Source organism: Actinospineispora acaciae DSM 45401, from assembly GCF_000620785.1.
Taxonomy (GTDB): domain Bacteria; phylum Actinomycetota; class Actinomycetes; order Mycobacteriales; family Pseudonocardiaceae; genus Pseudonocardia; species Pseudonocardia acaciae.
This window is the reverse complement of the sequence record NZ_JIAI01000002.1, coordinates 1,394,696-1,419,660: the sequence shown is the minus strand read 5'-3', so window position 1 is coordinate 1,419,660 and position 24,965 is coordinate 1,394,696. Positions and strand designations below refer to the sequence as shown.

Annotated in this window: 26 protein-coding genes; 14 read left to right on the top strand and 12 right to left on the bottom strand. The window is 72.1% G+C overall.

Going from position 1 to position 24,965, the window contains the following annotated elements:
* Positions 1-35: 35 nt before the first annotated feature.
* A complete protein-coding gene (locus N912_RS0116475) occupies positions 36-839 on the top strand; it encodes an SDR family NAD(P)-dependent oxidoreductase (RefSeq protein WP_028923288.1) in 804 nt (267 codons plus the stop codon).
* On the opposite strand, the gene N912_RS0116470 is transcribed toward N912_RS0116475, so the two are convergent.
* From N912_RS0116470 to N912_RS52395, 4 genes are all read right to left on the bottom strand, one after another.
* Positions 836-1,675, bottom strand: a complete 840-nt coding sequence (locus N912_RS0116470) for a polysaccharide deacetylase family protein (protein ID WP_028923287.1) — start codon at positions 1,673-1,675, stop codon at positions 836-838. The two genes, N912_RS0116475 and N912_RS0116470, sit on opposite strands and share 4 nt — an antisense overlap.
* Positions 1,672-3,171, bottom strand: coding sequence for a gamma-glutamyltransferase (locus N912_RS52400; protein ID WP_156993617.1), 1,500 nt, complete (start codon positions 3,169-3,171; stop codon positions 1,672-1,674). Before N912_RS52400 ends, N912_RS0116470 begins: the two co-directional genes overlap by 4 nt.
* On the bottom strand, positions 3,164-3,676 hold the full coding sequence (locus N912_RS0116460) for a cupin domain-containing protein (protein ID WP_064745299.1): 513 nt from the start codon (positions 3,674-3,676) through the stop codon (positions 3,164-3,166). The genes N912_RS52400 and N912_RS0116460 overlap by 8 nt, the downstream gene beginning before the upstream one ends.
* Before the next feature lie 98 nt (positions 3,677-3,774).
* Positions 3,775-5,178 carry a DHA2 family efflux MFS transporter permease subunit gene (locus tag N912_RS52395; protein ID WP_051580246.1) on the bottom strand — a complete coding sequence of 468 codons (1,404 nt, stop codon included), beginning with the start codon at positions 5,176-5,178 and terminating at the stop codon, positions 3,775-3,777.
* A gap of 82 nt (positions 5,179-5,260) precedes the next feature.
* Between N912_RS52395 and N912_RS0116450 the strand changes: the two genes are divergently transcribed.
* Positions 5,261-5,905 carry a TetR/AcrR family transcriptional regulator gene (locus tag N912_RS0116450; RefSeq protein ID WP_028923285.1) on the top strand — a complete coding sequence of 215 codons (645 nt, stop codon included), beginning with the start codon at positions 5,261-5,263 and terminating at the stop codon, positions 5,903-5,905.
* 3 nt (positions 5,906-5,908) lie between these two features.
* Here N912_RS0116450 and N912_RS52390 read toward each other — a convergent pair whose 3' ends face one another.
* Positions 5,909-7,183, bottom strand: a complete 1,275-nt coding sequence (locus tag N912_RS52390; RefSeq protein WP_211261250.1) for an MFS transporter — start codon at positions 7,181-7,183, stop codon at positions 5,909-5,911.
* A gap of 155 nt (positions 7,184-7,338) precedes the next feature.
* On the opposite strand from N912_RS52390, the gene N912_RS0116440 reads away from it, so the two are divergent.
* Together N912_RS0116440 and N912_RS52385 are read left to right on the top strand one after the other, a co-directional pair.
* Positions 7,339-8,082, top strand: a complete 744-nt coding sequence (locus tag N912_RS0116440; protein ID WP_028923284.1) for an IclR family transcriptional regulator — start codon at positions 7,339-7,341, stop codon at positions 8,080-8,082.
* Entirely contained in the window at positions 8,070-9,032 is a 963-nt protein-coding gene (locus N912_RS52385; protein WP_051580244.1) for a dihydrodipicolinate synthase family protein, read from the top strand. Before N912_RS0116440 ends, N912_RS52385 begins: the two co-directional genes overlap by 13 nt.
* A 24-nt stretch (positions 9,033-9,056) precedes the next feature.
* Here N912_RS52385 and N912_RS0116430 read toward each other — a convergent pair whose 3' ends face one another.
* Positions 9,057-9,428 carry a hypothetical protein gene (locus tag N912_RS0116430; protein WP_211261249.1) on the bottom strand — a complete coding sequence of 124 codons (372 nt, stop codon included), beginning with the start codon at positions 9,426-9,428 and terminating at the stop codon, positions 9,057-9,059.
* 117 nt (positions 9,429-9,545) lie between these two features.
* Here N912_RS0116430 and N912_RS63545 point away from each other — a divergent pair, with 117 nt between their 5' ends.
* Positions 9,546-9,698, top strand: coding sequence for a hypothetical protein (locus N912_RS63545; RefSeq protein WP_156993615.1), 153 nt, complete (start codon positions 9,546-9,548; stop codon positions 9,696-9,698).
* Positions 9,699-9,778: 80 nt separating this feature from the next.
* Positions 9,779-9,952, top strand: coding sequence for a CsbD family protein (locus N912_RS52380; protein WP_037064489.1), 174 nt, complete (start codon positions 9,779-9,781; stop codon positions 9,950-9,952).
* 3 nt (positions 9,953-9,955) lie between these two features.
* Here the strand turns inward: N912_RS52380 and N912_RS0116415 are convergent, their stop codons facing one another.
* The 3 genes from N912_RS0116415 to N912_RS52375 all read right to left on the bottom strand — a co-directional run bounded on the left by N912_RS0116415 (position 9,956) and on the right by N912_RS52375 (position 13,256).
* Complete coding sequence (locus tag N912_RS0116415) at positions 9,956-10,768, bottom strand: SAM-dependent methyltransferase (protein WP_028923282.1); 813 nt, start codon at positions 10,766-10,768, stop codon at positions 9,956-9,958.
* 93 nt (positions 10,769-10,861) lie between these two features.
* Positions 10,862-12,172, bottom strand: coding sequence for a reverse transcriptase family protein (locus N912_RS0116410; protein WP_425415294.1), 1,311 nt, complete (start codon positions 12,170-12,172; stop codon positions 10,862-10,864).
* Between the two features lie 190 nt (positions 12,173-12,362).
* A complete protein-coding gene (locus tag N912_RS52375; protein WP_051580325.1) occupies positions 12,363-13,256 on the bottom strand; it encodes a Rossmann-fold NAD(P)-binding domain-containing protein in 894 nt (297 codons plus the stop codon).
* An 8-nt stretch (positions 13,257-13,264) separates the two neighbouring features.
* On the opposite strand from N912_RS52375, the gene N912_RS52370 reads away from it, so the two are divergent.
* Both N912_RS52370 and N912_RS0116395 read left to right on the top strand, forming a co-directional pair.
* Positions 13,265-14,029: an MmyB family transcriptional regulator gene (locus N912_RS52370; RefSeq protein ID WP_037064487.1), complete on the top strand. Its 765-nt coding sequence runs from the start codon at positions 13,265-13,267 to the stop codon at positions 14,027-14,029.
* A gap of 32 nt (positions 14,030-14,061) precedes the next feature.
* Positions 14,062-14,955 (top strand): LysR family transcriptional regulator, encoded by an 894-nt coding sequence (locus tag N912_RS0116395; RefSeq protein ID WP_028923280.1) that lies wholly within the window; start codon positions 14,062-14,064, stop codon positions 14,953-14,955.
* On the opposite strand, the gene N912_RS52365 is transcribed toward N912_RS0116395, so the two are convergent.
* From N912_RS52365 to N912_RS0116380, 3 genes are read right to left on the bottom strand one after another with little or no spacing between them, the layout of a single operon-like run.
* Positions 14,887-16,395, bottom strand: coding sequence for an AMP-binding protein (locus N912_RS52365; protein ID WP_051580243.1), 1,509 nt, complete (start codon positions 16,393-16,395; stop codon positions 14,887-14,889). The two genes, N912_RS0116395 and N912_RS52365, sit on opposite strands and share 69 nt — an antisense overlap.
* 8 nt (positions 16,396-16,403) lie before the next feature.
* A complete protein-coding gene (locus N912_RS0116385; RefSeq protein ID WP_028923279.1) occupies positions 16,404-17,213 on the bottom strand; it encodes an enoyl-CoA hydratase/isomerase family protein in 810 nt (269 codons plus the stop codon).
* Positions 17,210-18,913: an amidohydrolase gene (locus N912_RS0116380; RefSeq protein ID WP_028923278.1), complete on the bottom strand. Its 1,704-nt coding sequence runs from the start codon at positions 18,911-18,913 to the stop codon at positions 17,210-17,212. Before N912_RS0116380 ends, N912_RS0116385 begins: the two co-directional genes overlap by 4 nt.
* A gap of 71 nt (positions 18,914-18,984) precedes the next feature.
* Here N912_RS0116380 and N912_RS0116375 point away from each other — a divergent pair, with 71 nt between their 5' ends.
* The 6 genes from N912_RS0116375 to N912_RS0116350 all read left to right on the top strand — a co-directional run bounded on the left by N912_RS0116375 (position 18,985) and on the right by N912_RS0116350 (position 24,915).
* On the top strand, positions 18,985-19,893 hold the full coding sequence (locus tag N912_RS0116375) for a LysR family transcriptional regulator (protein ID WP_028923277.1): 909 nt from the start codon (positions 18,985-18,987) through the stop codon (positions 19,891-19,893).
* A gap of 87 nt (positions 19,894-19,980) precedes the next feature.
* Positions 19,981-21,273: an MFS transporter gene (locus tag N912_RS52360; RefSeq protein WP_064745263.1), complete on the top strand. Its 1,293-nt coding sequence runs from the start codon at positions 19,981-19,983 to the stop codon at positions 21,271-21,273.
* A gap of 88 nt (positions 21,274-21,361) precedes the next feature.
* Complete coding sequence (locus N912_RS0116365) at positions 21,362-22,372, top strand: tripartite tricarboxylate transporter substrate binding protein (RefSeq protein WP_064745262.1); 1,011 nt, start codon at positions 21,362-21,364, stop codon at positions 22,370-22,372.
* 4 nt (positions 22,373-22,376) lie between these two features.
* Positions 22,377-22,856 (top strand): tripartite tricarboxylate transporter TctB family protein, encoded by a 480-nt coding sequence (locus N912_RS60380; RefSeq protein WP_028923275.1) that lies wholly within the window; start codon positions 22,377-22,379, stop codon positions 22,854-22,856.
* Positions 22,857-24,410, top strand: a complete 1,554-nt coding sequence (locus N912_RS52350) for a tripartite tricarboxylate transporter permease (protein WP_051580242.1) — start codon at positions 22,857-22,859, stop codon at positions 24,408-24,410.
* On the top strand, positions 24,403-24,915 hold the full coding sequence (locus tag N912_RS0116350; RefSeq protein ID WP_028923274.1) for an SRPBCC family protein: 513 nt from the start codon (positions 24,403-24,405) through the stop codon (positions 24,913-24,915). The genes N912_RS52350 and N912_RS0116350 overlap by 8 nt, the downstream gene beginning before the upstream one ends.
* The last annotated feature ends 50 nt before the right edge of the window (positions 24,916-24,965 follow it).

The window sequence follows — 24,965 nt, the reverse complement described above, 5'->3', positions numbered from 1 at the left end:
CGCCAGGGACACCACGCCGAACGGAGTTCGCCGCTGTGAGTACAACGCCCAGGTCCGAGCGGTTCGCGGGCCGCACGATCGTCGTCACCGGTGCGGGCAGCGGGCTGGGCCGCGCCGTCTCGGTCCGCCTGGCCGCCGAGGGCGCCTCGGTCTGGGCCGCCGACATCGACACCGATGCCGCCCACGTCGTCGCCGACCAGATCGGGCGCGACGGCGGCGACTGCCGCGTCCACCGTCTCGACGTCGCGGACCCGCTCGGGTGGGAACGCCTGGTCGACGCCGTCGGCGACCGTGCCGTGCACGGCCTGGTGAACAACGCCGGGGTCAGCATGCGCGCCGGTATCGCGGACACCAGCGTCGAGGACTGGAACCGGGTGCTGGGCGTGAACCTCTCCAGCGTCTTCTACGGCATGAAGTACCTGGCGGGGCCGCTGGAGCGGGCGGGCGGCGCCTCGGTCGTCAACGTCTCGTCCATCGCCGGCATGCTCGGCTACTTCTCGGCGGCGTACGCGGCGAGCAAGTGGGGCGTGCGCGGCGTGTCGAAGACGGGCGCGCTGGAGTTCGCCGCCAAGAAGATCAGGGTGAACTCCGTGCACCCCGGGCTGGTGGACACCCCGCTGCTGAACTCCGGGGACCCCCGGTTCGTGGACGTGAGCCTGCGCGCGGTACCGGCCGGGCGGGCCGCGTCCTCGTCGGAGGTGGCCGGCACCATCGCGTTCCTGCTCTCCGACGAGGCGTCGTACATCAACGGGGCCGAGTTGGTCGTCGACGGCGGCATGGTGTCCACCGGCACCTACCACCGCATCACCACCGACCTGGCGGCCCCGGGGACGATCTAGTCCCGCCAGCGGTCGTGGATGTCGCTGAGGCCGGTGAACCAGATCCCGTCGTGCTCGGCGACGTGCCGGATGAACCGTTCGAGCATCATGATCGCGTGGGCGCGGCCGCTGACCAGGCCGTGCACGGTCAGCGTGACCATGCCGCCGGGTGCGTTGGCGTAGGCGTAGTCGAAGGTGTCGCGCCAGCGCGCGAAGACCCCGTCGGTGGACATCAGCCCCTGCAGCGCGCCGGGCACGTGGTCGATCGCCGGGAAGTCGTCCATGAACCACGACACCGGCAGCTCCAGGACCCGGCTGGGCGGCCCGAACTCGTTGGCGCGCTCCCGGTGCGTGACCACCGGACGCGGCCGATAGGGGAAGAAGTCGTTGCCCATCAGCGAGCTGTCCCAGTCGAACCCGTACTCCTCCAGAATCCCCAGCGTGGCCTGCGAGAAGTCCCAGGACGGTGAGCGGTAGCCGCGGGGTCGCCGCCCGACGATCTTGTCGTGTTGCGTCAGCTGGAGGTCCATCAACCGCCGTTCCTCGGCCTCGCTCAGCCCGGTGACGGCCTCGTGATAGGCGCCGTGCGCGGCGATCTCGTGCCCCCCGTCGAGGACCCGCCGCACGGCGTCGGGAAACGTGACAAGCGTGTGGCCCGGCACGCACCAGGTCGTGTTGATGTCGTATTTCGCGAACAGCGCCAGCAGCCGGGGCGTGCCCACTTCGACATCGAAGTCACCGCGCGACAGAATGGACGGGCTGAGCGTGCCCATCACCCCGTTGAAGGCGCACTGGGCGTCGAAATCGACACCGATGTTCACCGCGAGCCGCTTGCCTTCGGGTAGGCGTAAAGTCATTCTCGTCCTTCTCCTTCGGTGGCCAGTCCGTACGGCTTCAACGCGTCGGCGGCCGCGCGCCATCCCTCGCCCCGGCGGTCGATTCCGTTGGCCCGCGCGTACGGAAACGTGGTGGGCGTCTCGCCGACGACAACCGCCTGCCAGCCACGCTCGCGCAGCAGCGGCGCGGCCGAGCCCAGGCGTGGGTCGACCCAGGCCGTCCCGCTCTCCGCGTGGATGCGCGGGGCCGCCAGGGCGTCGGTGATCGACTGGCCGGCCAGCAGCCGGTGGGTGACCTGCGCGACGGCGGTGATGATGCGCCGCCCGCCGGAGGCGCCGAGCGCGGCCACCGGCTCGCCCGCACGGCGAACGAGCATCGGCGTGACCGCGGCGAGCCCGGCCAGCCCGGGACGCACGCTGTTCGCCCGACCGGGACGTGGGTCGAAGTACAGCATGCCGTCGTTGAGCAGCACCCCGGTGCGCGGCTCCAGGTAGCGCGACCCGAACAGGTCCAGCACAGTTTGGGTCAGCGACACCACCGTGCCGGCGGAGTCGGCGGCCGTCACGTGCGAGGTGCACCCGCTGCGCGCCGCGGCGGGCTCGAGCCGGCGCCGGAACGCGCTGCCCATCGCCGTCGCCCAGCCGACGACCGGGTCCTGTTCGGGCGGCGTGCGGGCCATGGCGTGCAGCATCTCGACGGCGGTGGGGAACCCCGTGTTCGGCGCGCCGAGCAGCTCGGCGTCGCCGATGCGCACCGATGTCGGGCCGGCCCACCGTGCCCGGTAGTCGGCCAGGTCGGCCGCCGAGAGGATGCCGCCGAGCTCCCGGATGGACTCGGCGAGCCGCTCGGCGACGGTGCCTCGGTAGAACGCGGCCGCCCCGCCGGCGGCGATCGCGTCGAGGGTGCGGGCCAGGGCGGGTTGGCGCAGCAGGTCCCCGGTGCCCATCACCGGCCCGCGCAGCGGCAGCCCGCCGGGCAGGAACACCTCGGCGCTGGACTCGAAGCGGGCCAGCTCGGGCGCGGCCGACGTGGTCAACGCCGAGGCCAACCAGTCCACCTCGTGCCCGTCGGCGGCCAGCGAGATCGCGGGGGCCATGATCGTGGGCAGGTCGAGTGCGCCGAGGCGCCGGTGGGCCAGGCACAGCGCGGCGACCGCGCCGGGCACCCCTATCGACCTCGCGCCGAGGATGTTGGCGTCGTCGACGACCTTGGGCCAGCCGTAGAAGCCGACCGGATCGTCGCTGCCGGCCAGGGCGAACATGTCCGGCCGGGCGGCGGCGGGAGCGGTGATCGCGCCGGCGACCTCGAAGGGCGCGGCGGTGGGACCGTGGTGTCCGACGATCCACGCCCCACCGCCGAGGCCGCTGAGGAACGGCTCGGTGACCGCCAACGCGAAGGCCGTCGCCACCGCGGCGTCCACGGCGTTGCCGCCGCGAGACAACATCAACGCCCCGGCGTCGGCCGCCCGCTGGTCGTTCGCCACGACCACACCGCCGTCGGTGCTGACCTCAGGCACCGGGCAGGGCACCGGGAACGAGCGTGATGCCGTAGCGGGCGGCGGCCAGGGGGCACTCCCGCGCCTCGGTCGCGATGGGCGGCGGGACGTCGTCGGGTCCCTCCAGCTCGACGCCGTCCTCGAGCATCATGCCCTCCAACCCCGCCGGGGCCACCAGAACCAACATCCGCGCGGCGCCGTCGGTCTCATTGCGGAAACCGCGCTCCACCCCCACCGGGAAATTGAGGAACATCCCCGGCGTGGCGCGCGTGCACGACGACTCGCTGTAGAAGGCGACCTCCCCTTCCAGGATGAAAAAGGCCTCCTCCTCCCGGCTGTGCACATGCATGGGCGCGCCCTCGCCGACGGGCAGAGTCACCTCGAAAAGCGCGTAGGTGTCATTGGTCTGCTCGCCAATGGCCAGGTATCGGTAGATGTTGCCGACCGAGGCCACGCGTCGACCGCCATCGGCCGCTACCACCGTGGGCCGCCGAAGCGCCGAAGTCACCTGTGCACCGCTGGTCATGCAATTCTCCTCATCGACACCGCCCATTTCGAACACCACAGATCATGCGAAGCCCGACCCCCCGCGAGCAAGCAATGTTGCGGTTTCCGGGAAAGGCCCTAGGTGGGTTGCGATCCGACGGCGGCCGGGCCGCGCAGCGCGACCAGGCCGAGTCCGGCGGCGGCAGCGGCGATGGCGGCGGCGAGCAGGAACCCGGCGCGGAAGCCGGCGACGAGCTCGCCGGTGCCCGGGCCGGTGGTGTACGCGGTGGCGACGCCGGCGATGACGGCCAGGCCCAGCGCGCCGCCGATCTGCTGGGTCGTGTTGACCAGGCCGGAGGCGAGCCCGGCGTGGCGCGGCTCGACCCGTGAGGTCGCCGCGACCGTCACCGCGACCAGGGACAGCCCCATGCCGGCCCCGCACAGCAGCGAGGGTCCGAGCACGTCGACCAGGTAGCTGCCGCGCGCGTCGATGGCGGCGAACCAGGCCAGCCCGACCGTGAGCGTGACCAGGCCGCCGGCCAGGGCGGTGCGGGTTCCGAAGCGACCGATCACGCGCCCGGCCAGCTGTGCCGCCGCGACGATGGTGACGGTCAGGGGCAGGTAGGCGACGCCGGCCAGCAGCGCGCCGAGACCGAGCACCCGCTGCAGGTACAGCGCGATGAAGAAGAACATCGCCAGCAGGGTCATGTTCAGCAGCAGGTTGACCGCGTTCGCGCCGCTGAGCTGCCTGTTCCGGAAGATCGAGAGCGGCACCAGCGGCGCGGCCACCCGCTTCTCGATCACGACGAACACCGCGAGCAGGGCGACCGCGCCGGCCAGCCGACCCACCGTGGGCGCGGTGAGCCACCCGGTGCGCTCCGCGTCGACCAGGCCGAACACGAGCAGGGCCAGCCCACCCGTGGCGACCACCACCCCCGGGAGGTCGATCCCGGTCGCCCCGCGCCGCCCGGCCTGCTCGGGCAGCAGCGCGGGCGTGAGCAGGATCGCGGCCAGCCCGACCGGGACGTTGACGAACAGCACCCACTGCCAACCCAGCCAGCTCGTCAGCAGCCCGCCCAGCAGGACCCCGCAGGCACCGCCCGCGCCGATGGCGGCTCCCCACACCCCGAGCGCCCGGCCGCGGCCCTGACCTTCCGGGAACGTGGTCGTGAGCAGCGACAACGCGGTCGGTGAGGTCAGCGCGGCGGCGAGCCCCTGAGCGGCGCGCGCGGCGAACAGCCATGCCGGGGCCTGGGCGAACCCGCCGAGCAGCGACGCGGCCGCGAACAGCCCGAGGCCGACCATGAACAGCCGGCGGCGCGAGACCAGGTCGCCGAGCCGCCCGCCCAACAGCAGGAACCCGCCGAAGGCGAGCACGTAGGCGTTCACCACCCAGGACAGCTGCCCGGCCGTCATGTGCAGGTCCGCCTCGATGGACGGCAACGCCACGTTCACGATCGAACTGTCGATCACCAACATGAGCTGCGCCGAGGCCAGCAGCGTGAGGGCGCCGGCCCGGCGCCCGGAGATCCTGTCGGACATGACTTCCCCTCGATCGGACAACTTCTGTCCGCTCAAGGTAGCTGATCGGACAGATCTTGTCCGTTCGGATAGGCTGTGATCCGTGACCAGTACCGCCCGAGGGTTGCGCGGCCGTGAGCCCGAAGCCGCCGACAACGACCGCAAGATCGTGATCGCGGCCGCCGAGGTGTTGTCCCGGAACCCGCGGGCCCCGATGTCGGAGGTGGCCGTCCGTGCCGGCGTCGGCCAGGGCTCGCTCTACCGCAGGTACCGGGGCAAGAACGACCTGGTGCGGTCGCTGTGCCTGACCGGCATGGCCGAGGCGCGCGAGCTGGTCCAGGAGTACCTGCCGCGGGTACGGCGCGGCCCGGAAGGGTTCGTCCGGTTCATGCACCGCTACCTGGACTCGCCGGCCAGCATCCTGTTCGGCCTGGCCGGCCAGGTCGCCTCCGAGGCCGAGCTGGTGGACGCGGCGGACGCCACCCACGCGGCCCTGGGCGAGGTGCTGGCCGCGGCCGGCTACCTACGACCCGGGCTGACCGCCATCGACCTCGCCCTCGTGGTCACGCTGCACGCCCGGCCGATGTTCGGCGAGCCGGCGCGGGACCGGGAGCTGGCCCATCGCTACCTCCAGCTCGCCCTCGACGGCATGCTCGACACCGACCCTGACACCGACACAGCCGCCCCACCCGGCCGCGCGCCCACCCGCGAGGAGAACCTCGACCACTGGACGGCCGGCGGATCCTGACGGTCAGCCGGCCGACCGGGCGAGTCCGCCCCGGCCGGTGAACCTGGCCGAGACCAGGGCGACGACCGCTCCGACCAGCATCGCCACCGCGATGATGATCAGTGGCGCGACGAAGGTGCCGGTCGCCTCGTGCACCCGCCCGATCAGCGGGGGGACGGCCAGGCCCGCGATGTTGGCCGTCGAGTTGATCAACGCAACGGCCGCCGCGGCGGCGATGCCGCTGGTGAACGCGGTGGCCGTGGCCCACAGTGCCGGGACGGCCGACCACGCGACGCCGGTGGAGACCGCGAGCAGCAGGAACCCGGCGACGGACTGGCCGGCCATGACGCTGCCCACGAGCAGGACCGCGGCGGCCGCCATCGGCACGGCCATGTGCAGGTGGTGGCTGCCGCCCCGGTCGATCCGCCGTCCCACGACGAGCATGAACACGACCGCGAAGATGTACGGGACGGCGGTGAGCAGCGAGGTCTCGAGGTTGCTCGGGTGGCCGAAGGTGCCCTTGATGACCTGCGGCATCCACAGCGTGAGCCCGATGCTGTTGAACGAGTACAGGAAGAAGAACGTCGCCAGCAGCAGCACTCCCGGGTTGCGCAACGCGCCCATGACCGAGTACTTCCGCGCCGACCGGACCTCGCGCTGCTCGCGGGTCATCGTGTCGACCAGCCAGGCCCGCTGCTCGGCGGGCAGCCAGTGCGCCTGCGACGGCTGGTCGGTGAAGCGGTAGAGCACGACGAACCCGAGCACCACCGCCGGCAGCGCGGAGATGACGAACAGCCACTGCCAGCCCGCGATGTGCAGCAGGCCGTCGAGATCGAGCACGAGCCCGGACAGCGGCGCGCCGATGACGGTGGCCAGCGCCGCGCCGATGTAGAACCGGCTCATCGCCCGGCCCCGGTGCCTGCTCGGGAACCACTGCGCCAGGTAGAAGATGATGCCGGGGGTGAAGCCGGCCTCGGCGGCTCCGAGCAACAACCGGACCGTGTAGAAGGACTTCTCGCCGACCACCAGCGCCATGCAGGCGGTCACGATCCCCCAGGTGATCATGATGCGAGCGATCCAGCGCCGAGCCCCGTACCTGTGCAGCGCGAGGTTGCTGGGGATCTCGAAGATGATGTAGGTGACGAAGAACAGGCCCGCGCCCAGGCCGTACGCGGCGGCCGTCAGCCCGATGTCCTGGTTCATCGTCAGCGCCGCGATCGACACGTTGGACCGGTCGATGTACGCGATCAGGTAGCAGACGACGATCAACGGCATCAGCCGCCGCGCGACCCGACGCATGGTCGTTCGTTCCAACCCCGCGGTGTCGGGTCGATCCACCAGTCCGCCCATCCGACCCTTCCAGCCTTGTTGCATATGTTGCACACCGATTGCGCTATTCGCTAGTCTCGGTGCGCGCCGGAGTCGGTGTCAAGCTCCGTCGGAGGAACCAGGGCATGTCCCAGACCGTTGCCAGAGCCATCGAGATCCTCGAGTACGTCTGCATCGAGCCGCGCACGCAGTCCGACGTCGCCCAGATGCTCGGCGTCCACCGGTCGACGGCGCTGCGGCTGCTCGAGACCCTGGCCGAGCGCGGGCTGGTGCGCCGCCGGGGCGATGGACGCTACGGCGTCGGCTACCGCCTTGCCGGCATGGCCCAGCAGGCGCTCGACCAGTTCGACCTCGCCCAGGTGGCCCGCCCGTGCCTGACCGAGCTGTGCCGCGCCACCACCCACACCGTGCACCTGGCGGTGCTCGAACGCGACCAGATCGTCTACGCCGACAAGCTCGAACCGCCACGCTCGGTGCGCCTGTACTCGCAGATCGGCCTGCCCGTGTCCCTGCACACCGCGGGCGTGAGCAAGGCCATCCTCGCGCTCCTGCCCGCCGACCGCGTCGAGGCCATGCTCGCCCACTGCACGTTCGAACGGCACACCGACACCACGATCACCGACCGGGCCGCGTTCCTCGCCGAGCTCGACGCCGTCCGCGAGCGCGGCTGGTCCGTCGACGACGGGGAGTTCGAGGACTACGTCAACTGCATCGCCATGCCGGTGCGCGACGCCACCGGCGAGGTGATGGCGGCCGTGTCCGTCACCTCGCTCAAGGCGCGCGCGGACCTCACCGCGCTCGAACCGCTGCTGCCCCAGCTTCGGGCCGTGACCAGCACCATCTCCCACGAGCTCGGATGGAGACCATGAACCCCGCCGACCTGATCCGGGGTGTCAGCCCCGTCCTCGAGGTGCCGTTCGACGACGACGAGAACATCGACGCCGAGGGCTTCGGCCGGCTCGTCGACCACGTGCTGGGCACCGGGGTGAGCAGCGTCATGTTCCCCGGGTTCGCCTCCGAGTTCCACAAGCTCGGCGGCGACGAGCGCATCACGCTGCGCGACGTCCTGCTCGCCCGCACCCGCGACCGGCCCGACGTCGCCGCGATCATCTCGGTCCCGGAGCACGCCACCGTCCTCGCGGTCGCCGCCGCGGTCGACGCGGTCCGCGCGGGCGCGGATGCGATCAACCTGCTCCCGCCGCACCTGCTCGGCCCGGCACCCGACGCCGTCCGCGCGCACATCGCCTCGGTGCTCGACGCCGTCCATCCGGTGCCGGTCGTGCTGCAGTACGCCCCCGCGCAGACCGGCACCGCGCTGACCGCCGCGACCATCGCCGCGCTGCGCCGCGAGCACGACAACCTCCACCGCGTCAAGGTCGAGTCCACCCCGCCCGGCCGCATGGTCACCGACCTGCTCGCCGGCGACCTCCCGATCCCCTCGCTGATCGGCTACGGCGGGCTGCAGCTGCCCGACGCCCTGCGCCGCGGCGCGGTCGGCGTCCAGCCCGGCTGCTCGTTCACCGAGCTCTACCAGCGAATCTGGCGCGACTGGGAGCAGGGCCGCGCCGACGCGGCCGAGCACCTGCACCGGCGCCTGCTCCCCTACCTCTCGTACTGGCTCCAGCACGTCGAGCTGATCATCGCCGCCGAGAAGCTGATCTCCCGGCGCCGCGGCCTCACCGCCACCGCGACCTGCCGCCGCCCCCGCCACGTCCTCGACCCGTACGAGACCGCCATGATCGACCGCTTCCTCGCCGAGTTCGCGGACGAACTGGCCCCCACCGAGCCGCTCGTGAAACCCGCTGGTCAGAAGCCGTGAGTGGTTAGCGTTGTCATAGCAACGCTAACCACTCACGGGTGATGACCAGCGGCTTTGCATCGCGGCGGCACGCTCGGCGAGACCGTCGAGCACCTCGACCCGGCCCGACGGCACGCCGACCTCCAGGATCAACCTGCCGCCGCTGGCGGTCAGGGTGAAGGTGAAGAACGAGCAGCAGCTCGTCTCGCGCGCCAGCAGCCCCGCCGAGGACACCGCCGCCGGCTCGGTCGGGTCGAGCTCCAGCCGCAGCAGCCCGGGCCCGCGCCGCTCGATGCCACGCACCGCGGTGGCGAACAGCTCGTCGAACTCGGCCTCTCGCAACGGTTGCTCCGAAGTCGGCAACGTGCACGCCTCCGACGCCCACGACATCGGCCCGGCCGCATGTTCAGCGCTCATACCGCGACGGTAAGCCCGTACCCGGGTACCGGATGCAAGCCCGAAATGCCGGCCGGCCCTGTTTGGCCGACCGGTCACCGGGCACCTGTCGGCATGAGTAACGCCACCTTGACACTTGTGATCATCCTTGCGGCCGTGGTCGTGATCGCGCTGGCCACAGGGGCTTTCTACACCGCGCGGTACCGGCGTACCCAGCGGTTGCGGGAACGGTTCGGCCCGGAGTACGAGCACAGCGTCGAGCACACCGGCGATCGCCGACGGGCCGGGTAACCGGCCCCGCCTCCGCGCCCCGACCGCCCACGCTGATCCCGCCTGTTCGGGAACGCTCACCTCAAAGGATGTGAAGAACAATGGGTACCGGCGACAAGATCAAGAACAAGGCCAACGAGCTCAAGGGAAAGATCAAGAAGAACAGGGGCCGGTCCATGCGCGACCCCGAGCTGGAGACCGAGGGCCACGTCGACCAGCTCAAGGCCAACCTCAAGCAGGCCGGCGAGAAGGTCAAGGACGCGTTCAAACGCTGAGGATCAGGGTTTGCGTCCCACGCAGGCGAAACTGCCTCGGGTCGGCTCGAAGGTGCCGATGTGGATGTCCTCCGACGGGCGCCATTCGTTGACGCGGACCAGGCCCGGGTCCACCACATCGAGATCGCGGAAGTAGGACCGGAACTCGTCGGGGGTGGTCAGGCGGTACTGATGCAGCGCCGTCGCCTCGCGGAGGCCATCGTCGCCGATCTCGACGCCGTCCAGGATCACGAGATAGCTGCCTGACGGCACGGCGTCGAGCAGGCGGTTGACGATGGACCGGGCCTGTTCGAAGGTCTGGGCGGCGTGGCCGAGGATGCCGAGCAGCAGCACCGCGGTCGGCCGTTCGAAGTTCAGCACGTTGCGGGCGTCGGAGAGGATCAGGTCCGGTTCCCGGACATCGCCGTCGACGTAGGTGGTCACGCCTTCGGGCGTGGTGTTGGTGAGCAGCGCGCGGGCGTGGGCGAGCACGAGCGGGTCGTTGTCGACGTACACGATTCGCGACTCGGGCGCGACGGACTGGGCGACCTCGTGGGTGTTCTGCATGGTCGGGAGCCCGGTGCCGATGTCCAGGAACTGGCGGACGCCCATGTCGCCGGCCAGGAACCGCACCGCCCGGATCAGGAACTGCCGGGACTCCCTCGCCGCCTTGCGGATCTCCGGATAGAGGGACGCGAACTGTTCCCCGGCCTCCCGGTCGACCGGGTAGTTGTCCTTGCCGCCCAGCCAGTAGTTCCAGACCCGGGCGGGGTGCTGCTTGGTCGCATCGATCTTGGCCAGCAGGTCCGCCCTCGGCTCGGGACGGTCATCTCCCATGTCACAGGCTCCTCGGGCCGATCAACGACGGGCGCACTATCCAATATTTCCACCTGGAAGGACTAGCCGAGGTCATGCTACCTCGATCGGCCGTCACGATGGTGTGGGCCAGCGGATCGCGCGGTACTGGGCGAGCAGCTTCTCGCCGCGCCCGGGATGGGTCGCGGCGACCCAGGCGATGCGCCCTCGGACGTGCGCCGCGAAGTCGGGGTGCCCGGTTCTGTTCTGCTCCGTCGGGCCGGTGCGTGCGCAGTTGTGCAGCAGCGCCCGCAGCGTGTCGTACTCGTCGCGGGCCACCGCCGGCTCGGCGTTGACCACCAGGCCGGTCAGGCGTTGGCGCCGGTGCGAGGGCATCACCCGGGTCTTGTCCGCCCGGATGCGGAAACCTTCGTCGCGGGCGATCCGCGAGACAGCGCGCCGCAGCGCCGGGACGGAGGTGGCGTGGTCCCCGGACAGGGCGATGTCGTCGGCGTAGCGGGTGTAGGCCAGGCCACGCTCTCGCGCCAGGGCGCTCAGCCGGCGGTCCAGCGAGTAGGCGACCAGGTTGGCCAGCGCCGGGGAGCTCGGCGCGCCCTGGGCCAGGTGGGTCCCGGCGAGACGGGTCAGCAGCCGGCGTCGGGCGTCCACCTGTCCGGGTCCGGCCGGTGGCGGGGCCTCGCGCAGCACCGGCGGCGGTGTCGCGGTGACCATCAGCCCGGTGAGCGCGGTGGCCACCGGGCCCGGATAGCCGGCCCACCGCATCAGCCCGGCCACCCTGGCCGCGCCGATGCAGCTGAAGAATCCCTCCAGGTCGAACCGCAGGACCAGGTCCTTCCCGGCGTGCGGGCGGGCGAAGGTGAGGACGGAGCGGCCCCTGGCGAACCCGTGCGCGGCCGGGTGGGTGGGTATCGCCCGCAGCAGGTGGCGCAGCAGCCGGCGTTGGCGCTCGGCGAGCAGGGGCTTGGGCGCCTCCAACAGCCGGGGCACGCCGCCTCGGGTCCGCAGCCAGCGGTGACGGTAGTGCGGCAGCGGACCGCCGCGGTGCCGCCGCAGCCAACCGCGCGAGTCCGCGAACCAGGCCAGCTCGCCCGGCGTGAGGTCCAGCGCGTGGGCGAGGTGCTCGGTGGTGGTCCATTCCGGCACCGGCCAGCGCCAGACCGGCCGCCACTCCGGAGAGACCAGCACCCTCGGGCCTCGGCCGTTGCCCGGCGCGAGGGCGGCGACCACGTCCGGGATCTCCGCCAGCTCCCGCGCGAACCGGGCCTGCTCGGTCCAGGGCATCCTCGGCCGGTGCGCCAGCACGGCGGAGGCGAGCCGTTCGGCGGCGGCCGGGTCGAGCTCGTCGCCGAGCCGTTCCGCCAGCGGTCCCTGCAGCCAGGGCCCGTCGAGCGCGCGCTGCGCCAACGACAGCCAGTTCACCGCCATCGGTGTGCGGCGGCGTCGGAGGACCGGTTCTCCCTGTCATCCGCGCGCCGGGGCACCAACCGTGCGGTCGCGCGCGGGACGCCATGCGGTGCTGAGTACCTGCTGCCCGGGGTTGCCCCGGACCGACGCCGCCCCGCGAACGGGGCCCACGCCGACTCCACCGAACACCGCCGCACGCGGGCGAGGCTACTCACCCGTGACAGCCGTGGCACGGTCGGCTCGGGTAGGAAGCGGTGAGCCGCTCGGCGGCGTCCCACAGCTCGCGCTCGCGTTCGGGGTGGTAGGACTCGTCCGACGAGCGGGCCGCCCGGTGCCGGTCCACGTAGGAGCCGGTCGGCGCGGGTGTGCGGCCCAGCACGACGTCGGCGAGGTGGCGGCCGGCGGCGTCCTGGCCGGTCGCGAGCGGCGTGCGGGCCATCACCGGCAGCAGGCGGCGCATCGCGAACCGGGCCAGCGGGCCGGCGTTGCGGGCCAGGCCGGTACCGGGCACGAAACCCGGGTTGTAGGCGATCACATCGATCCCGGGCAGCCGGCGCGCGTACTCGTGCACCAGGTAGATGGCGGCCAGCTTGCTGGTCGAGTACGCGGTGCTGCCGGCGGTCGCGGTGGTGGGCCGGGCGAACGCGCCCGGGCGGGCCAGCACCTCCGGCGCCGACCACGCCGGGCCGGGCACCAGGCCCAGGTTGTGCCGGAGATCCCCGAAGTGGGTGTCGCTGACGGTGATCACCACGCGCGCCGGCGTGCCGAAGTGGCCGCCCAACGCCCGGACGAGCAGGTGGTTGGCCAGCACGTTCACCGCGAAGGTGGCCTCGAGTCCGTCCTCGGTCTCGGTGAGCGCGTTGGTGTACTGGACGCCGGCGTTGCCCACGAACCCGCGCAGCGGCGGCAGCTCGCCGGCGTCGAGCAGCTCCCGGATGCGCGCGGCGGCCGCCCGCACGCCGCGCAGCGACCCGAGGTCGGCCGCGACGTGGGTGACCGAGGACCCGCCGAACGCGAGCCGGGCACCGGCCGCGTCCCTGGCCACCGCGACGAGGTGGGTGTCCGGCGACTCGGCCAGGATGCGCCGCGCGGCGACGCGGCCGATCCCCCGGCTTGCGGCGCGAGGAGCTCGCCCAGCTCGCGGGGCTGTCCGTCGACTACGTGCTGCGCCTCGAGCAGGGCCGCGCGACGAACCCGTCGGCGCAGGTCGTCGGCGCCCTGGCCCGCGCGCTGCAGCTGTCCCGCGCCGAGCGTGACCAGCTGTTCCGCGCCGCCGGCCTGCTCCCGCCACAGGACGGGACGATCAGCGCGCACGTGCCGGCGAGCATCCAGCGGCTGGCCGCGCGCCTCGGCGAGGTTCCGGTCGGGGTGTTCACCGCCGACTGGACCCTGGCGTGGTGGAACGACATGTGGAGCGCCCTGCTCGGCGACCCGCCCGAGGTCCCGGCCGCCGAGCGGAACCTGGCCGCCGCGCTGTTCGGCGACGGCACCGGGCGCGCGGCGTCGCGGCTGGTGTGGTCCGAGCGCGGCGCGGACGCCTTCGCCGCGTCGATCGTCGCCGACCTCAGGGACGCCGCGTCCCGCTACCCCTCGGACGCCCGGCTCCGGCGCCGGGTCCAGGGGCTGCTCGGGTCGTCAGGGGCCTTCGCCCGCTACTGGGCCACCGCGACGGCGGCCCCGCACGCCGGCGAGCGGAAGACGATCCGGCACCCGGAGGTCGGCGACATCCGGCTCGACTGTGACGTGCTCGTCGTTCCCGGTGCCGACCTGCGTGTGGTCACGTACACGGCGGCGGGCGGGAGCGCGGACGCGGGCAAGCTCGAGCTGCTGCGCGTCACCGGTGGCGCCGTGCGATCCATTACGAATAGCGATGCCTGACGATTGGTTCGATCGTTTTATGCTCTGGTGTCATGGCCGACGTCGAGCTTCGCCATCTGAGGACGATGGCCGCGATCGCCGAGGAGGGCACGTTCGGGCGGGCGGCGGGTCGGCTCGGCTACACCCAGTCGTCGGTGAGCCAGCAGATCGCGGCGCTGGAGAAGGCCGTCGGCGGTTCCGTCTTCGATCGGCCAGGGGGTCCCAGGCCGGTGCGGATCACTCCCCTCGGCGAGGTGGTCCTGGCCCACGGGCGCGAGCTGCTGGCGAAGTCGGAGGCGCTGGCCGACGCCGTCGACCGCTTCAGGGCGGGCAACGGCCGGATCGACATCGGCACCTTCCCCGGCGTGTCCAACCTGATCCTGCCGGCCGTCGTGCGCCGGCTGTTGGACGAGCACCCCGGCTGCGACATCAGGCTGTCCGAGGTGCGGCCGGAGAGTCCGCACATCGGCGACCTCGACCTGCTGTTTTTCGACGGCCGGATCGAGGGCGACGTCGAGAGCGTCAAGCTGTTCGACGAGACGTACCTGTTGGTGGCCGGCGCCGGCGCGTTCCCCGACGGACCGGTGCCGGTGCCGCTGCTCGACGACGCTCCGATGGTCGCCTGGCCGCCGACCTATCACCAGACCTGGCTGGAACGCGAGCTCGCCGGCCACGGCGGGCGGCCGCGGATCGTGTTCCGAACCACCGGCCACGAGACCATCCTGGCGATGGTGCGGGCGGGCATCGGCTCGGCGGTGCTGCCCTGGCTGGCCCTGCGCGGCACCGGCGCCTGGTCGGACGACCGGCTGCGTGTGCACCAACTGCAACCGGCGCCCGCCCGCGAGACGTACCTGCACTGGCCGGCCAGGCGCACCCGGTCACCGCTCGCGGCCCGGGCCATCGAGGTCGCCGTCGACGCCGCGGACCGGCTGGCCGACCAGATGTGAGCTCAGGCGGTGCTTGGTCACCTTGCCGGCGGCGTTGCGCGGCAGCACCGGCAGGTGCTCGAGCAGCTTCGGGATCTTGAAACCGGCGAGCCTGCCGCGACAGTGCTCCCGCAGCTCGGCCAGCTCGGGGCGCCGTCCCGCCGACACCACGACGGCCTTGACCACCTCGCCCCAGCGCTCGTCCGGCACCCCGATCACGGCCACCTCGTCGACCAGCGGATGCTCGGCCAGCACCCGCTCCACCTCCAGCGGGTAGACGTTCTCCCCGCCAGAAATGATCATCGCGCTCTTCCGGTCGTGGATGTAGAGGAAACCGCGCTCGTCACGGCTGCCCATGTCGCCGGTGCGCAGCCAGCCGCCGGCCAGCGCCGCCTCGGTGGCCTCGGGCCGGCGCCAGTAGCCGCGCATGACGGACTCGGAGTCGACCATGACCTCGCCGATCCCGCCCGTAACCCCGTCCAGCCGCACCCGGTAGCCGAGCAGCGGCTTCCCGCAGGAGGCCAGCAGGCGCTCGTCGCCGGCCAGCGCGCCGCGGTGCGCGTCGCCGTCCAGGATCGTGACGATGACCCCGGCCTCGGTCTGCCCGTAGGTCTGGACGAACTCGACCGGGTAGGCGGCCATCATCCGCCGCAGCACCGACCGGCTCACCGGCGAGCCGCCGTAGAGCACCCGCCGCACCCGGCCCTGGGACGGCGGGCGACGGTCGGCCAGCGCGTGCATCATCGTCGGCACCAGCCCGAGCGTGCCGACCCCGTGCGCGGCGGCGGCCCGCTCGACCAGCTCGGGGTCGAACCGGGGCAGCAGGACCACCGACGCGCCGGCGAGCAGGTGCGCGAACTGGTAGATCGCCCCGCCGGCGTGGAACTGCGGCGGGCCGAGCAGGATCCGGTCGGCGGCGGTGATGCCGGCGCCGCACGCCAGGTAGTAGGCGCCGGCGAGGAACTGCCGGTGGGTCAGCACCGCGCCCTTGGGACGCCCGGTGGTGCCGCTGGTGTACATGATGCAGAAGTCGTCACCGGCGGACGGTCGCTCCCCTCCCGGGCCCGCCGCCGGCTCGTCGCGCAGCGGCCGCGCCCACGCCCCGCCGGTGGCGGCGGCCTCGTGCGCCAGCTCGCGGTGTTCCTCGGAGTAGAACAGCCCGACGGCCCCGCTGTCGGCGAGGATGTGGGCGACCTCGGGCAGGGTGAGCCGGTGGTTCACCGCCACCCAGACCGCCCCCACCCGCGACAGCGCGCAGATCAGTTCCAGGTGCTCGACCCGGTCGGCGGACAGGGTGGCGACCCGGTCGCCCCGGCGGACGCCGAGGCCGGCCACGGCGGCGGCCCGGCGGCGGATGCGCTCGTTCAGCGCCGCATAGCCGATCTCCCGGCCCCGGTCGACGACGGCGGTCCGGTCCGGGGTGGCGGCGGCGAAGTGCTCGACGATGTCGGAGACGATCACGGGCGCTGTCAGACCGGTGAGTCGGGCGAGAAGCTCGGGGCCCGCTTCTCCCGGTGCGCGGCCAGGCCTTCCACCGGCTCGGGTCCGGTGAAGGCCAGGAACTCCAGGGCCAGCGACGCGTCGAAGATCGGGCCGGCCGCGCGCAGCCAGTTGTTCAGCGCGTACTTGGTCCAGCGCAGCGCCGTCGGCGGGCCCTGGGCGAGCCGGGAGGCCACCTCCAGCGCGGTGTCGGCCAGCCGGTCGTCGTCCGCGACCAGCGACACCAGCCCGATCCGCTCGGCCGTCTCGCCGTCGATCGCGTCGCAGGTCATCAGGTAGTACTTGGCCTTGGCCAGGCCGCACAGCAGCGGCCACGCGATGGCGGCGTGGTCGCCGGGCGGCACGCCGAGGCGGGTGTGCCCGTCGACCAGCTTGGCCGACCGGGCGGCGATCGAGACGTCGGCGAGCAGCGCGACGGTCAGGCCCGCGCCGGCGGCGGCGCCGTTGATCGCGGACACGATCGGCTTCCCGCAGTTGACCATGTCGTAGACCAGGCGGGCCGACTGCTTCCAGTTCCGGGCGCGGGTGTCGAACCGGGTCATGTTCCGCTCGATCATGTCGAAGTCGCCGCCGGCGCTGAACGCGCGGCCCCGGCCCGTGATCAGCACCGCGCGGACCCGGTCGTCGCCGTCGACGTCCGACCAGATGCGCACCAGCTCGCCGTGCAGCACCTCGTCGGCCGCATTGTGCCGGTGCGGCCGGTCGATGGTTATCTTCAGCACGCCGTCGCACGGCCATTCGAACGCGAGATTCCGGTAATCCTCATATTTCACGGTCATGAAAGCTCCCCGGTGTCGTGCACGGTTCTCCCGTCGAACACCGTGCGAAGTACAGTGGTTTTCCCGATGTCGTCGATGTCGGACGTCAACGGATCCCTGTCGACGATCACGAAATCGGCGTGCGCCCCCGGCGAGAGGTGCCCGATGCCGTCCCAGCGCAGCACCTTTCCGGCGTCCCAGGTCCACATCCGCACCGCCTCGGCGCGGTTGATCCGCTGCGCCGGCCCGAGGTTGCGGTGTCCGGAGCCGGCGAACTCGTGGGTGAGCGCGAGCTGGATGTGCTCGAACGCGTTCTTCGGCCCCCAGTCGCTGCCGCCGGCGAGATGACATCCGGCGTCGAAGAAACGGCGCAGCGGGCTGAGGTCGGCCAGTTCCTCGGCGCCCATCCGCTCGGCGTAGAGGTGCCCTTCGCCCCACGCGAACGACATCGAGGTGGTCACGTCCATGCCCAGCGCGCGGTATCGGCGGACCTGCTCCCCGGTGATGAACTGCGCGTGCACCAGCACCCAGTGCAGCGAGCGAATGTCGTGTTCGGAGTCGACCGCCTCCAGCAACGGCAGGCATTCCTCGTGCGCCTTCAACCCCATGCAGGCGACGTTGAGCCGGATCCGCCGCTCGGCACAGAACCGGATGACCTGCTCGGCCTTGTCCGGCGCGATGTTGTGGAACCCCTCGGTCCGCTCGCCGTAGGGCCCCAGGTACGGGCGGCACATCATGACTCCGCCGACCGCGCCGGTGCCGTCCCACATCAGCGACAGGCCGTTGAACCGGAAGTAGTCGTCGGTCAGGTCCAGCTCGGCGGCGGCGCTGTCGAGCCTGCGCCGGAAGTCCTCGGGCTCGCGCGGCCGGCTCCACGGCATGCCGTAGGCCTCGGCCTCCTGGGAGGCGAGCACCCGCAGGGTCAACTCGTCGCGGCGGCGCAGCTCCCGGTAACCGTCGAGCAGCGGCTTGTCCAGCATGTGGTTCTCGTAGACCGAGGTGACGCCGAGCGCGTTGTAGGCGCGCATCGCGGTCTTCGTACCCGGGACCAGGTCGTCGTAGTTCAGGAACGGGATCCTCCGCCACAACGAATGGGCGAAATCGTCGTAGCTGTAATAGTTCGTGACCGATCCCCGGAGCAGCCCGGTGGGATTTCCGGCCGCGTCCTTGCCCACCCAGACATGGCCGATTCGATCCGGGGTGGACGCGTCGATTCCCAGCTTCGCCAGCGCCATGCTGTTGAACGCCAGCACGTTCGGCAGCGACGGCGCCCAGGACTGGATCACCACCGGATGGTTCTCGGTCGCGCGGTCCAATACCGTCCGGTCTGGTAACCGTCCTTCGGCGAGGTCGCGGGCGGATCTCCGGATGAAGTAGTGCGGCTCGCCGACCGGGCTCGCCATCACCCATTCCCCCGGCGCGGTCCGCCGCGCGCGTTCGGCGATCCGGGCCACGATGTCCGCGTGCGACGCGGCGTCCCACAGCGGGACCAGCGATTCGGCCAGCGACCCGAAATGCAGCAGATGCGGATGCGTGTCGATCAGCCCGGGCAGCACGGTGGCGCCGTCCAGCGCGACTCTCCTGGTCGCGCGGTCGGCAAGCTCGCCGTCGGCCCCGTACGCCACCACCCTGCCGTCGCGCACCAACAGTTCCTCCACCGGATCGGCTCTGCCGTCCTCGAACGGGTATACGACGCCACCGGTGTACAGCAGTTCCGCCATTCCGAAACGGAAACACGTCGCCTCGCCATTTGTAAAATACATCAATCTTCTAACCTTGATAGACTGAACTCATGAGGTCGACGCGGGTCACCCTGCGCCAGCTCGAGTACTTCGTCGCGGCGGCGGACACCGGGACGATGTCCGGCGCGGCCGAGGGGCTGTTGATCTCGCAGTCGGCGGTGTCGCTGGCCATCGCGCAGCTGGAGCGGGCGCTGGGGGCGCAGCTGTTCCTGCGGCACAAGGCGCGCGGGCTCTCGCTCACGCCCGCCGGGACGCACCTGCTGGTCGAGGCGCGCCGGCTGCTCGAACACGCGGGCGAGCTGGAGACCAGCGTGCGCAGCCTCGGCCAGGAGCTGTCCGGCCGGCTGACCATCGGCAGCTTCCCCACGCTGACGCCGTTCCTGATGCCGCGCATCCTGCGGGAGCTGCCGCGCCGCCACCCCGGCGTGAGCATCAGCTTCCGGGACGGATCGGCCGCCGAGCTGCAGGAGTGGCTGCTCGGCGGGCTGTGCGAGGTGGCGCTGACCTACGACATCGGCATCGGCCCCGGGATCGCCACGATCTCGCTGTACCGGATGCGCCCGCACATCCTCGTCGCGGCCGACCACCCGTTGGCGGCCCATCCCACCGTCTACCTGCGCGAGGTCGCCGAGTACCCGGCGATCATGATCGACTACCCGCCGAACGAGGAGTGGTTCACCCAGCTGTTCGTGCGCGCTGGGATCACCCCGGACGTCTCGCACCGGGCGGTGGACTTCGAGTCGGTCCGGGCGCTGGTGGCGCGGGGCATCGGCTGGTCGGTGCTCGCGCAGCGGCCCTCGATCGAGGTCAGCTACGAGAACCTGCCGCTGGTCATGCTGGAGATCCGGGACGAGGTGCCCGACGTCGGCGTGGTGCTGGCGACCCCCGAGTCCGCGCGGCTGACCCAGCGCGCCCGGGCGTTCATCGACTTCTGCCGGGACGAGTTCGCGCCTACATGAGAAAAACTCGTCGGCCTCGCCAGACGATTGTGTTTTACGGCTCTTCCACCCGCGCGGATAGTTATCGCACCGGACGGGAGGTAGCCCATGACGACGACCGTTCCGAACTCCTCGCCCACCAGGGTGGCCTGCGCGAGCCTGATCGGCACGAGCATCGAGTGGTACGACTTCTACATCTACGGGACCGCCGCCGCGCTGGTCTTCAACACCGCGTTCTTCCCCCGGTTCGACCCGGCGGTGGGCACCCTGCTCGCGCTGGCCACGTTCGGCGTGGGCACCGTGGCGCGGCCGATCGGCGGGTTCGTGTTCGGTCACTTCGGCGACCGGCTCGGGCGGAAGAACATGCTGGTCGTGGCGCTGCTGATGATGGGCGTCGCGACGGTGCTGATCGGGCTGCTGCCGACCTACGCGGCGATCGGCGTGTGGGCGCCGATCCTGCTGGTCACGCTGCGCACGGCGCAGGGGTTCGCGCTCGGCGGCGAGTGGGGCGGCGCGGTGCTGATGGCGGTGGAGCACGCGCCGCGCAACCGGCGGGCGTTCCTGGGCAGCTGGCCGCAGGTGGGGTCCTCGGTCGGGCTGGTGCTGGGCACCGCCGTGTTCGCGCTGGTCTCGCTGCTGCCCGACGCGCAGTTCGGCGCCTGGGGCTGGCGGGTGCCGTTCCTGCTGAGCACGGTGCTGGTGGTGGTGGGCCTGCTCATTCGCGCCAGGCTGCCGGAGTCGCCGGAGTTCACCGAGGTCGAGCGGCAGCAGCGGCGGGTGGCGCGGCCGCTGGTCGAAGTTGTCACCGGCAGCCCGCGCCAGGTGCTGTCCGGCATCGCCGCGATCGCCGGCTCGATCGTCGCGTTCTACGTGGTCACCGTGTTCGGCCCGTCCTACGCCACGTCCGCGATCGGCTACGGCCGCACCGAGATCCTGGTCGGCGTGATGATCGCCGCCGTGACCGAGGCCGTCGCGGTCCTCCTGGCCGCCCGCACCGCCGACCGGATCGGCCCCCGGCCGGTCGGCATCGTCGGCGCGATCGCCGTGGTGGCGGCCACGTTCCCGTTCTTCCTCGCGCTGAACAGCGGGAACATCGCGCTGGCGTGGCTGATGATGGCGGTGATCGGCTTCGCCGTCGGCATCGTCTACGGGATCGTGCCGATCTACGTCAGCATGCTGTTCCCGACCCACCTGCGCTACAGCGGCTCGTCCATGAGCTACGCGGTCGCCGCCGGGGTGATCGGCGGCCTGAGCCCGCTGGTCGCCGCCGCGCTGCACGGCGCGACCGGGTCGTACTGGCCCATCGCGCTCTACGTCGTGGTGATCAGCGCCCTCGGCCTGGCCGGGTTCACCGCGGGCGCCACGGCATCGAGCGAGCCCAGGAGCACCGTCGCGGGCTGATCTGACGCCTTGTTCGGCGGCTTGTCCAGCGGCGCAGCCGTGTATACAGTTTGCCGGCATTACCCCATCTAGGTCACGTGGACGGGTCATGCCGAGATCGAGTTCGCCGCTGTCCCGGTGGACCAGCTGGGCGCCGCTGGTGGTGGCCGTCGCCGCCACGGTGGCCGTCGTCCTGACCTCGCCCTCGCAGGAGCGGTCCGCCGGACAGCAGGTCCTGGACGGCCGGCAGCTGCGGATCATGGCGCCGGCGGCCCCGGGCGGCGGCTGGGACCAGACCTCCCGCGAGATGCAGGCGGCGCTGCGCGACCTGGTCGGGCGCACCGAGGTCTACAACGTGGAGGGCGCGGGCGGGACCATCGGGCTGAGCCAGTTCATCAGGCACCGGGGCCAGCCGACCGAGCTGATGACCACCGGCCTGATCATGATCGGCGCGGTGGAGCGCAACCGCGCGCCCAACTCGCTGGCCGACACCACCCCGCTGCTCCGCCTGACCACCGACTACCAGGTGATCGTCGTGCCGGCGAGCTCGCCGCTCAGGACGATGCCCGACCTGGTCGCGGCCATGCGCGCGAACCTTCCGTCGGTGTCCATGTCGGGCGGTTCGGCCGGTGGCGCGGAGCAGATCCTGGCCGGTTTGATCGCGCAGGCCATCGGCGCGAACCCCGCCCAGGTCAACTATGTCGCGCACTCCGGGGGCGGGCAGGCGCTGACCACGCTGCTGTCCGGGCGGTCGACGACCGGGCTGTCCGGCGTGTCGGAGATCCGCCCGCAGATCAAGGCCGGCACGCTGCGCGCGCTGGCGGTGTCCAGCCCCGAGCGGCTGCCCGCGCTGCCGGACGTGCCGACGCTGCGGGAGAGCGGCGTGGACGTCGAGCTGCAGAACTGGCGCGGGGTGGTCGCCCCGCCGGGCATCAGCGCGGAGCAGAAGGCCGAGCTGGAGCGGCTACTGGTGGCGATGACCCGCACCCCGGCGTGGCGCGACGCGCTGGCCAGGCGGGGCTGGGGCGAGGCGACGCTGGCCGGGCCGGAGTTCGAGCGGTTCGTGGCCGACGAGCAACAGCGGGTGGCGCGGGTGCTGCGGTCGATTGGTCTGAGGTGAGCGAATGACGACACCACCGCCGGAGCCCAAGGAGACGGCACCGCCGACGGCGCTGTTCGGGCTGTTGCTGCTGGTCGGGGGCGTTGTTGTGATCATCGACGCGGCCCGGCTGCGGGACAGCTCGGCGGCGGTCGGCCCTGGTGCGGTGCCCACGGTGGTCGGGGTGCTGCTCGGCGTGGTCGGGGCCGGGCTGGTGGTGCAGGCGCGGTCGGCGCTTCGGCGTCTCGGCGCTGCTCCGACGGCGGCCGGCCGGTGGCTGCGGGTGGCGGCGCTGGTGGCCACGCTGCTGGCGTTCGCGGTGCTGCTCCCGGTCCTGGGGTACGTGGTGTGCTCGACCGGGCTGTTCGTGGCGGCCGCCCTGCTGCTCGGCGCTCCCCGGCGGTGGACCGTGCTCGGCTACGGCTGGGCGCTGGCCGCGATCGTCTTCCTCGTCTTCGACCGGGTGATCGGGCTGAGCCTGCCGACCGGACCGTGGGGTTTCTAGATGGACCAGCTCGGGTTGCTGCTCGACGGTTTCGCCGGCGCCCTCACCCCGGCGCACCTGCTGTGGGCACTGGTCGGGGTCACCATCGGCACGGCGGTCGGGGTGCTGCCCGGCATCGGGCCGGCGCTGACCGTGGCGTTGCTGCTGCCCATCACGTTCCGGCTGGAGCCGTCCAGCGCGCTGATCATGTTTGCCGGGATCTACTACGGCGGCATGTACGGCGGTTCGACCACGTCGATCCTGCTGAACACGCCGGGCGAGAGCGCCTCGATGATCGCCGCCCTGGAGGGCAACAAGATGGCCAGGGCCGGTCGGGCGGCCGCCGCGCTGGCCACCGCCGCGGTCGGCAGCTTCGTGGCCGGCACCATCGGCACCATCGCGCTGAGCTTCCTCGCCCCGGTGGTCGCCGACGTGGCCGTCGGGTTCGGCCCGCCGGAGTACGTGGCGCTGATGGCGGTGGCGTTCGTGACGGTCAGCGCGCTACTCGGCCCGAACCTGCTCAAGGGCGTGGCCAGCCTGCTGGTCGGAATCACGATCGGCCTGATCGGGATCGACACCCAGACCGGCCAGCCCCGGCTGACCTTCGGCGTCGCCTCCCTGCTCGACGGCATCGACGTGGTCATCGTGGTGGTGGCGCTGTTCGCGCTGAGCGAGGCGTTCGGGCACGTCCGCTCCGGCACCGGGCACACCACCGTGGAGCCGCTGCGCGAGCGCGCCGTGCTGTCCCGCTCCGACCTGCGCCGGTCCTGGCCGGCGTGGCTGCGCGGCACCGCGCTGGGCTTCCCGATCGGCAGCCTGCCGGCCGGCGGCGCCGAGGTGCCCACCTTCCTCAGCTACAGCCTGGAACGCCGGCTGTCGCGCCACCGGCACGAGTTCGGCCACGGCGCGATCGAGGGCGTGGCCGGCCCGGAGTCCGCGAACAACGCGGCCGCCGCCGGCGTGCTGGTGCCGCTGCTGACCATCGGCCTGCCCACCTCGGCGACGGCCGCGGTCATCCTCACCGCCTTCCAGTCCTACGGGCTGCAGCCGGGCCCGCAGCTGTTCAGCGAGTCCGGGCCGCTGGTGTGGACGCTGATCGCGAGCCTCTACGTCGGCAACGTGATGCTGCTGGTGCTGAACCTGCCCCTGGCCCGGCTGTGGGCGAAGCTGCTGACCATCCCGGCCTACGGGATCTACGCCGGCGTGCTGGTGTTCGCCGCGCTCGGCGCGTTCGCCGCCGGCGGCACCACCGCGGACCTGATCGTCCTGTGCGCGATCGGGCTGCTCGGCCTGCTCATGCGCCAGGCCGACATCCCGGTCGCCCCGGCGGTGGTCGGGCTGATCCTGGGGCCGCTCGCCGAGCAGCAGCTCCGCCGCGCGCTCACCCTCTCCGAGGGGGACCCGACGATCCTGGTGTCCGGGCCGATCACGATCACGCTCTGGGTGCTGGTGGCGCTGGCGCTGCTCATCCCGCCGCTGCTGCCGGTCGCCAGGCGCCGGCGCGCCGCGCTCGCCGCCGGTGGCGGTGGCACGGACGAGCCGACCCCCGCCCCGAAGGACCGAGACGATGCCTGAGACGCCCGCGCCGAGGCTCGAGGACTGGACCTTCACGGTCAGCGAGCACCTCTCGGCCGATCCCGGGACGCTCTGGGACCACCTGGCCGCCCTTCCCCGCATCGGGGAGTGGAGCCCGGAGTGCCGCTGGGCCGCGTGGGCCGCGCACCCGGGCCACGCCCGGACCGGCGCCCGGTTCCGCGCCGTCAACCAGCACGGGGACGTGACCTGGGAGGTGACCGGGCGGATCCTGGAAGCCGCGCGGCCGCGCGTCCTCTCCTGGTCCGTCGACGGCGAGGGCGCCCCGTCCTCCACCTGGCGCTACCAGCTCGAACCCGATCCCTCCGGCGGCACGCGCGTGAGCATGACGTTCTCCCACGGCCCCGGTGGCAGCGGAGTGCTCCTCGCGATCCTCGACGACCCGGAGGCCGCCGCCGAGATCATCCAGCGACGCGAGCACGATCTGATCGGCAACGTCCGGTCCACCCTCCGGGCGATCGAACGGGCGATCCAGGCCGGTCGCTGAGGCCGGACTTTCACATAACGACTGTTGTGTCCTTGCGGTCGATCCCTTAC

Excerpts from the sequence above, each read along its gene's own strand:
- N912_RS0116375 (WP_028923277.1), top strand. The coding sequence starts at position 18,985 with ATGAGGTCGACGCGGGTCACCCTGCGCCAGCTCGAGTACTTCGTCGCG.
- N912_RS0116395 (WP_028923280.1), top strand. The coding sequence starts at position 14,062 with ATGGCCGACGTCGAGCTTCGCCATCTGAGGACGATGGCCGCGATCGCC.
- N912_RS0116470 (WP_028923287.1), bottom strand. The coding sequence starts at position 1,675 with ATGACTTTACGCCTACCCGAAGGCAAGCGGCTCGCGGTGAACATCGGT.
- N912_RS52390 (WP_211261250.1), bottom strand. The coding sequence starts at position 7,183 with ATGCGTCGGGTCGCGCGGCGGCTGATGCCGTTGATCGTCGTCTGCTAC.
- N912_RS0116350 (WP_028923274.1), top strand. The coding sequence starts at position 24,403 with ATGCCTGAGACGCCCGCGCCGAGGCTCGAGGACTGGACCTTCACGGTC.
- N912_RS0116460 (WP_064745299.1), bottom strand. The coding sequence starts at position 3,676 with ATGACCAGCGGTGCACAGGTGACTTCGGCGCTTCGGCGGCCCACGGTG.
- N912_RS52360 (WP_064745263.1), top strand. The coding sequence starts at position 19,981 with ATGACGACGACCGTTCCGAACTCCTCGCCCACCAGGGTGGCCTGCGCG.
- N912_RS52385 (WP_051580244.1), top strand. The coding sequence starts at position 8,070 with ATGGAGACCATGAACCCCGCCGACCTGATCCGGGGTGTCAGCCCCGTC.
- N912_RS52380 (WP_037064489.1), top strand. The coding sequence starts at position 9,779 with ATGGGTACCGGCGACAAGATCAAGAACAAGGCCAACGAGCTCAAGGGA.
- N912_RS0116410 (WP_425415294.1), bottom strand. The coding sequence starts at position 12,172 with ATGGCGGTGAACTGGCTGTCGTTGGCGCAGCGCGCGCTCGACGGGCCC.
- N912_RS52350 (WP_051580242.1), top strand. The coding sequence starts at position 22,857 with ATGGACCAGCTCGGGTTGCTGCTCGACGGTTTCGCCGGCGCCCTCACC.
- N912_RS0116430 (WP_211261249.1), bottom strand. The coding sequence starts at position 9,428 with ATGAGCGCTGAACATGCGGCCGGGCCGATGTCGTGGGCGTCGGAGGCG.
- N912_RS0116415 (WP_028923282.1), bottom strand. The coding sequence starts at position 10,768 with ATGGGAGATGACCGTCCCGAGCCGAGGGCGGACCTGCTGGCCAAGATC.
- N912_RS0116365 (WP_064745262.1), top strand. The coding sequence starts at position 21,362 with ATGCCGAGATCGAGTTCGCCGCTGTCCCGGTGGACCAGCTGGGCGCCG.
- N912_RS60380 (WP_028923275.1), top strand. The coding sequence starts at position 22,377 with ATGACGACACCACCGCCGGAGCCCAAGGAGACGGCACCGCCGACGGCG.
- N912_RS0116385 (WP_028923279.1), bottom strand. The coding sequence starts at position 17,213 with ATGACCGTGAAATATGAGGATTACCGGAATCTCGCGTTCGAATGGCCG.
- N912_RS52395 (WP_051580246.1), bottom strand. The coding sequence starts at position 5,178 with ATGTCCGACAGGATCTCCGGGCGCCGGGCCGGCGCCCTCACGCTGCTG.
- N912_RS0116380 (WP_028923278.1), bottom strand. The coding sequence starts at position 18,913 with ATGGCGGAACTGCTGTACACCGGTGGCGTCGTATACCCGTTCGAGGAC.
- N912_RS0116440 (WP_028923284.1), top strand. The coding sequence starts at position 7,339 with ATGTCCCAGACCGTTGCCAGAGCCATCGAGATCCTCGAGTACGTCTGC.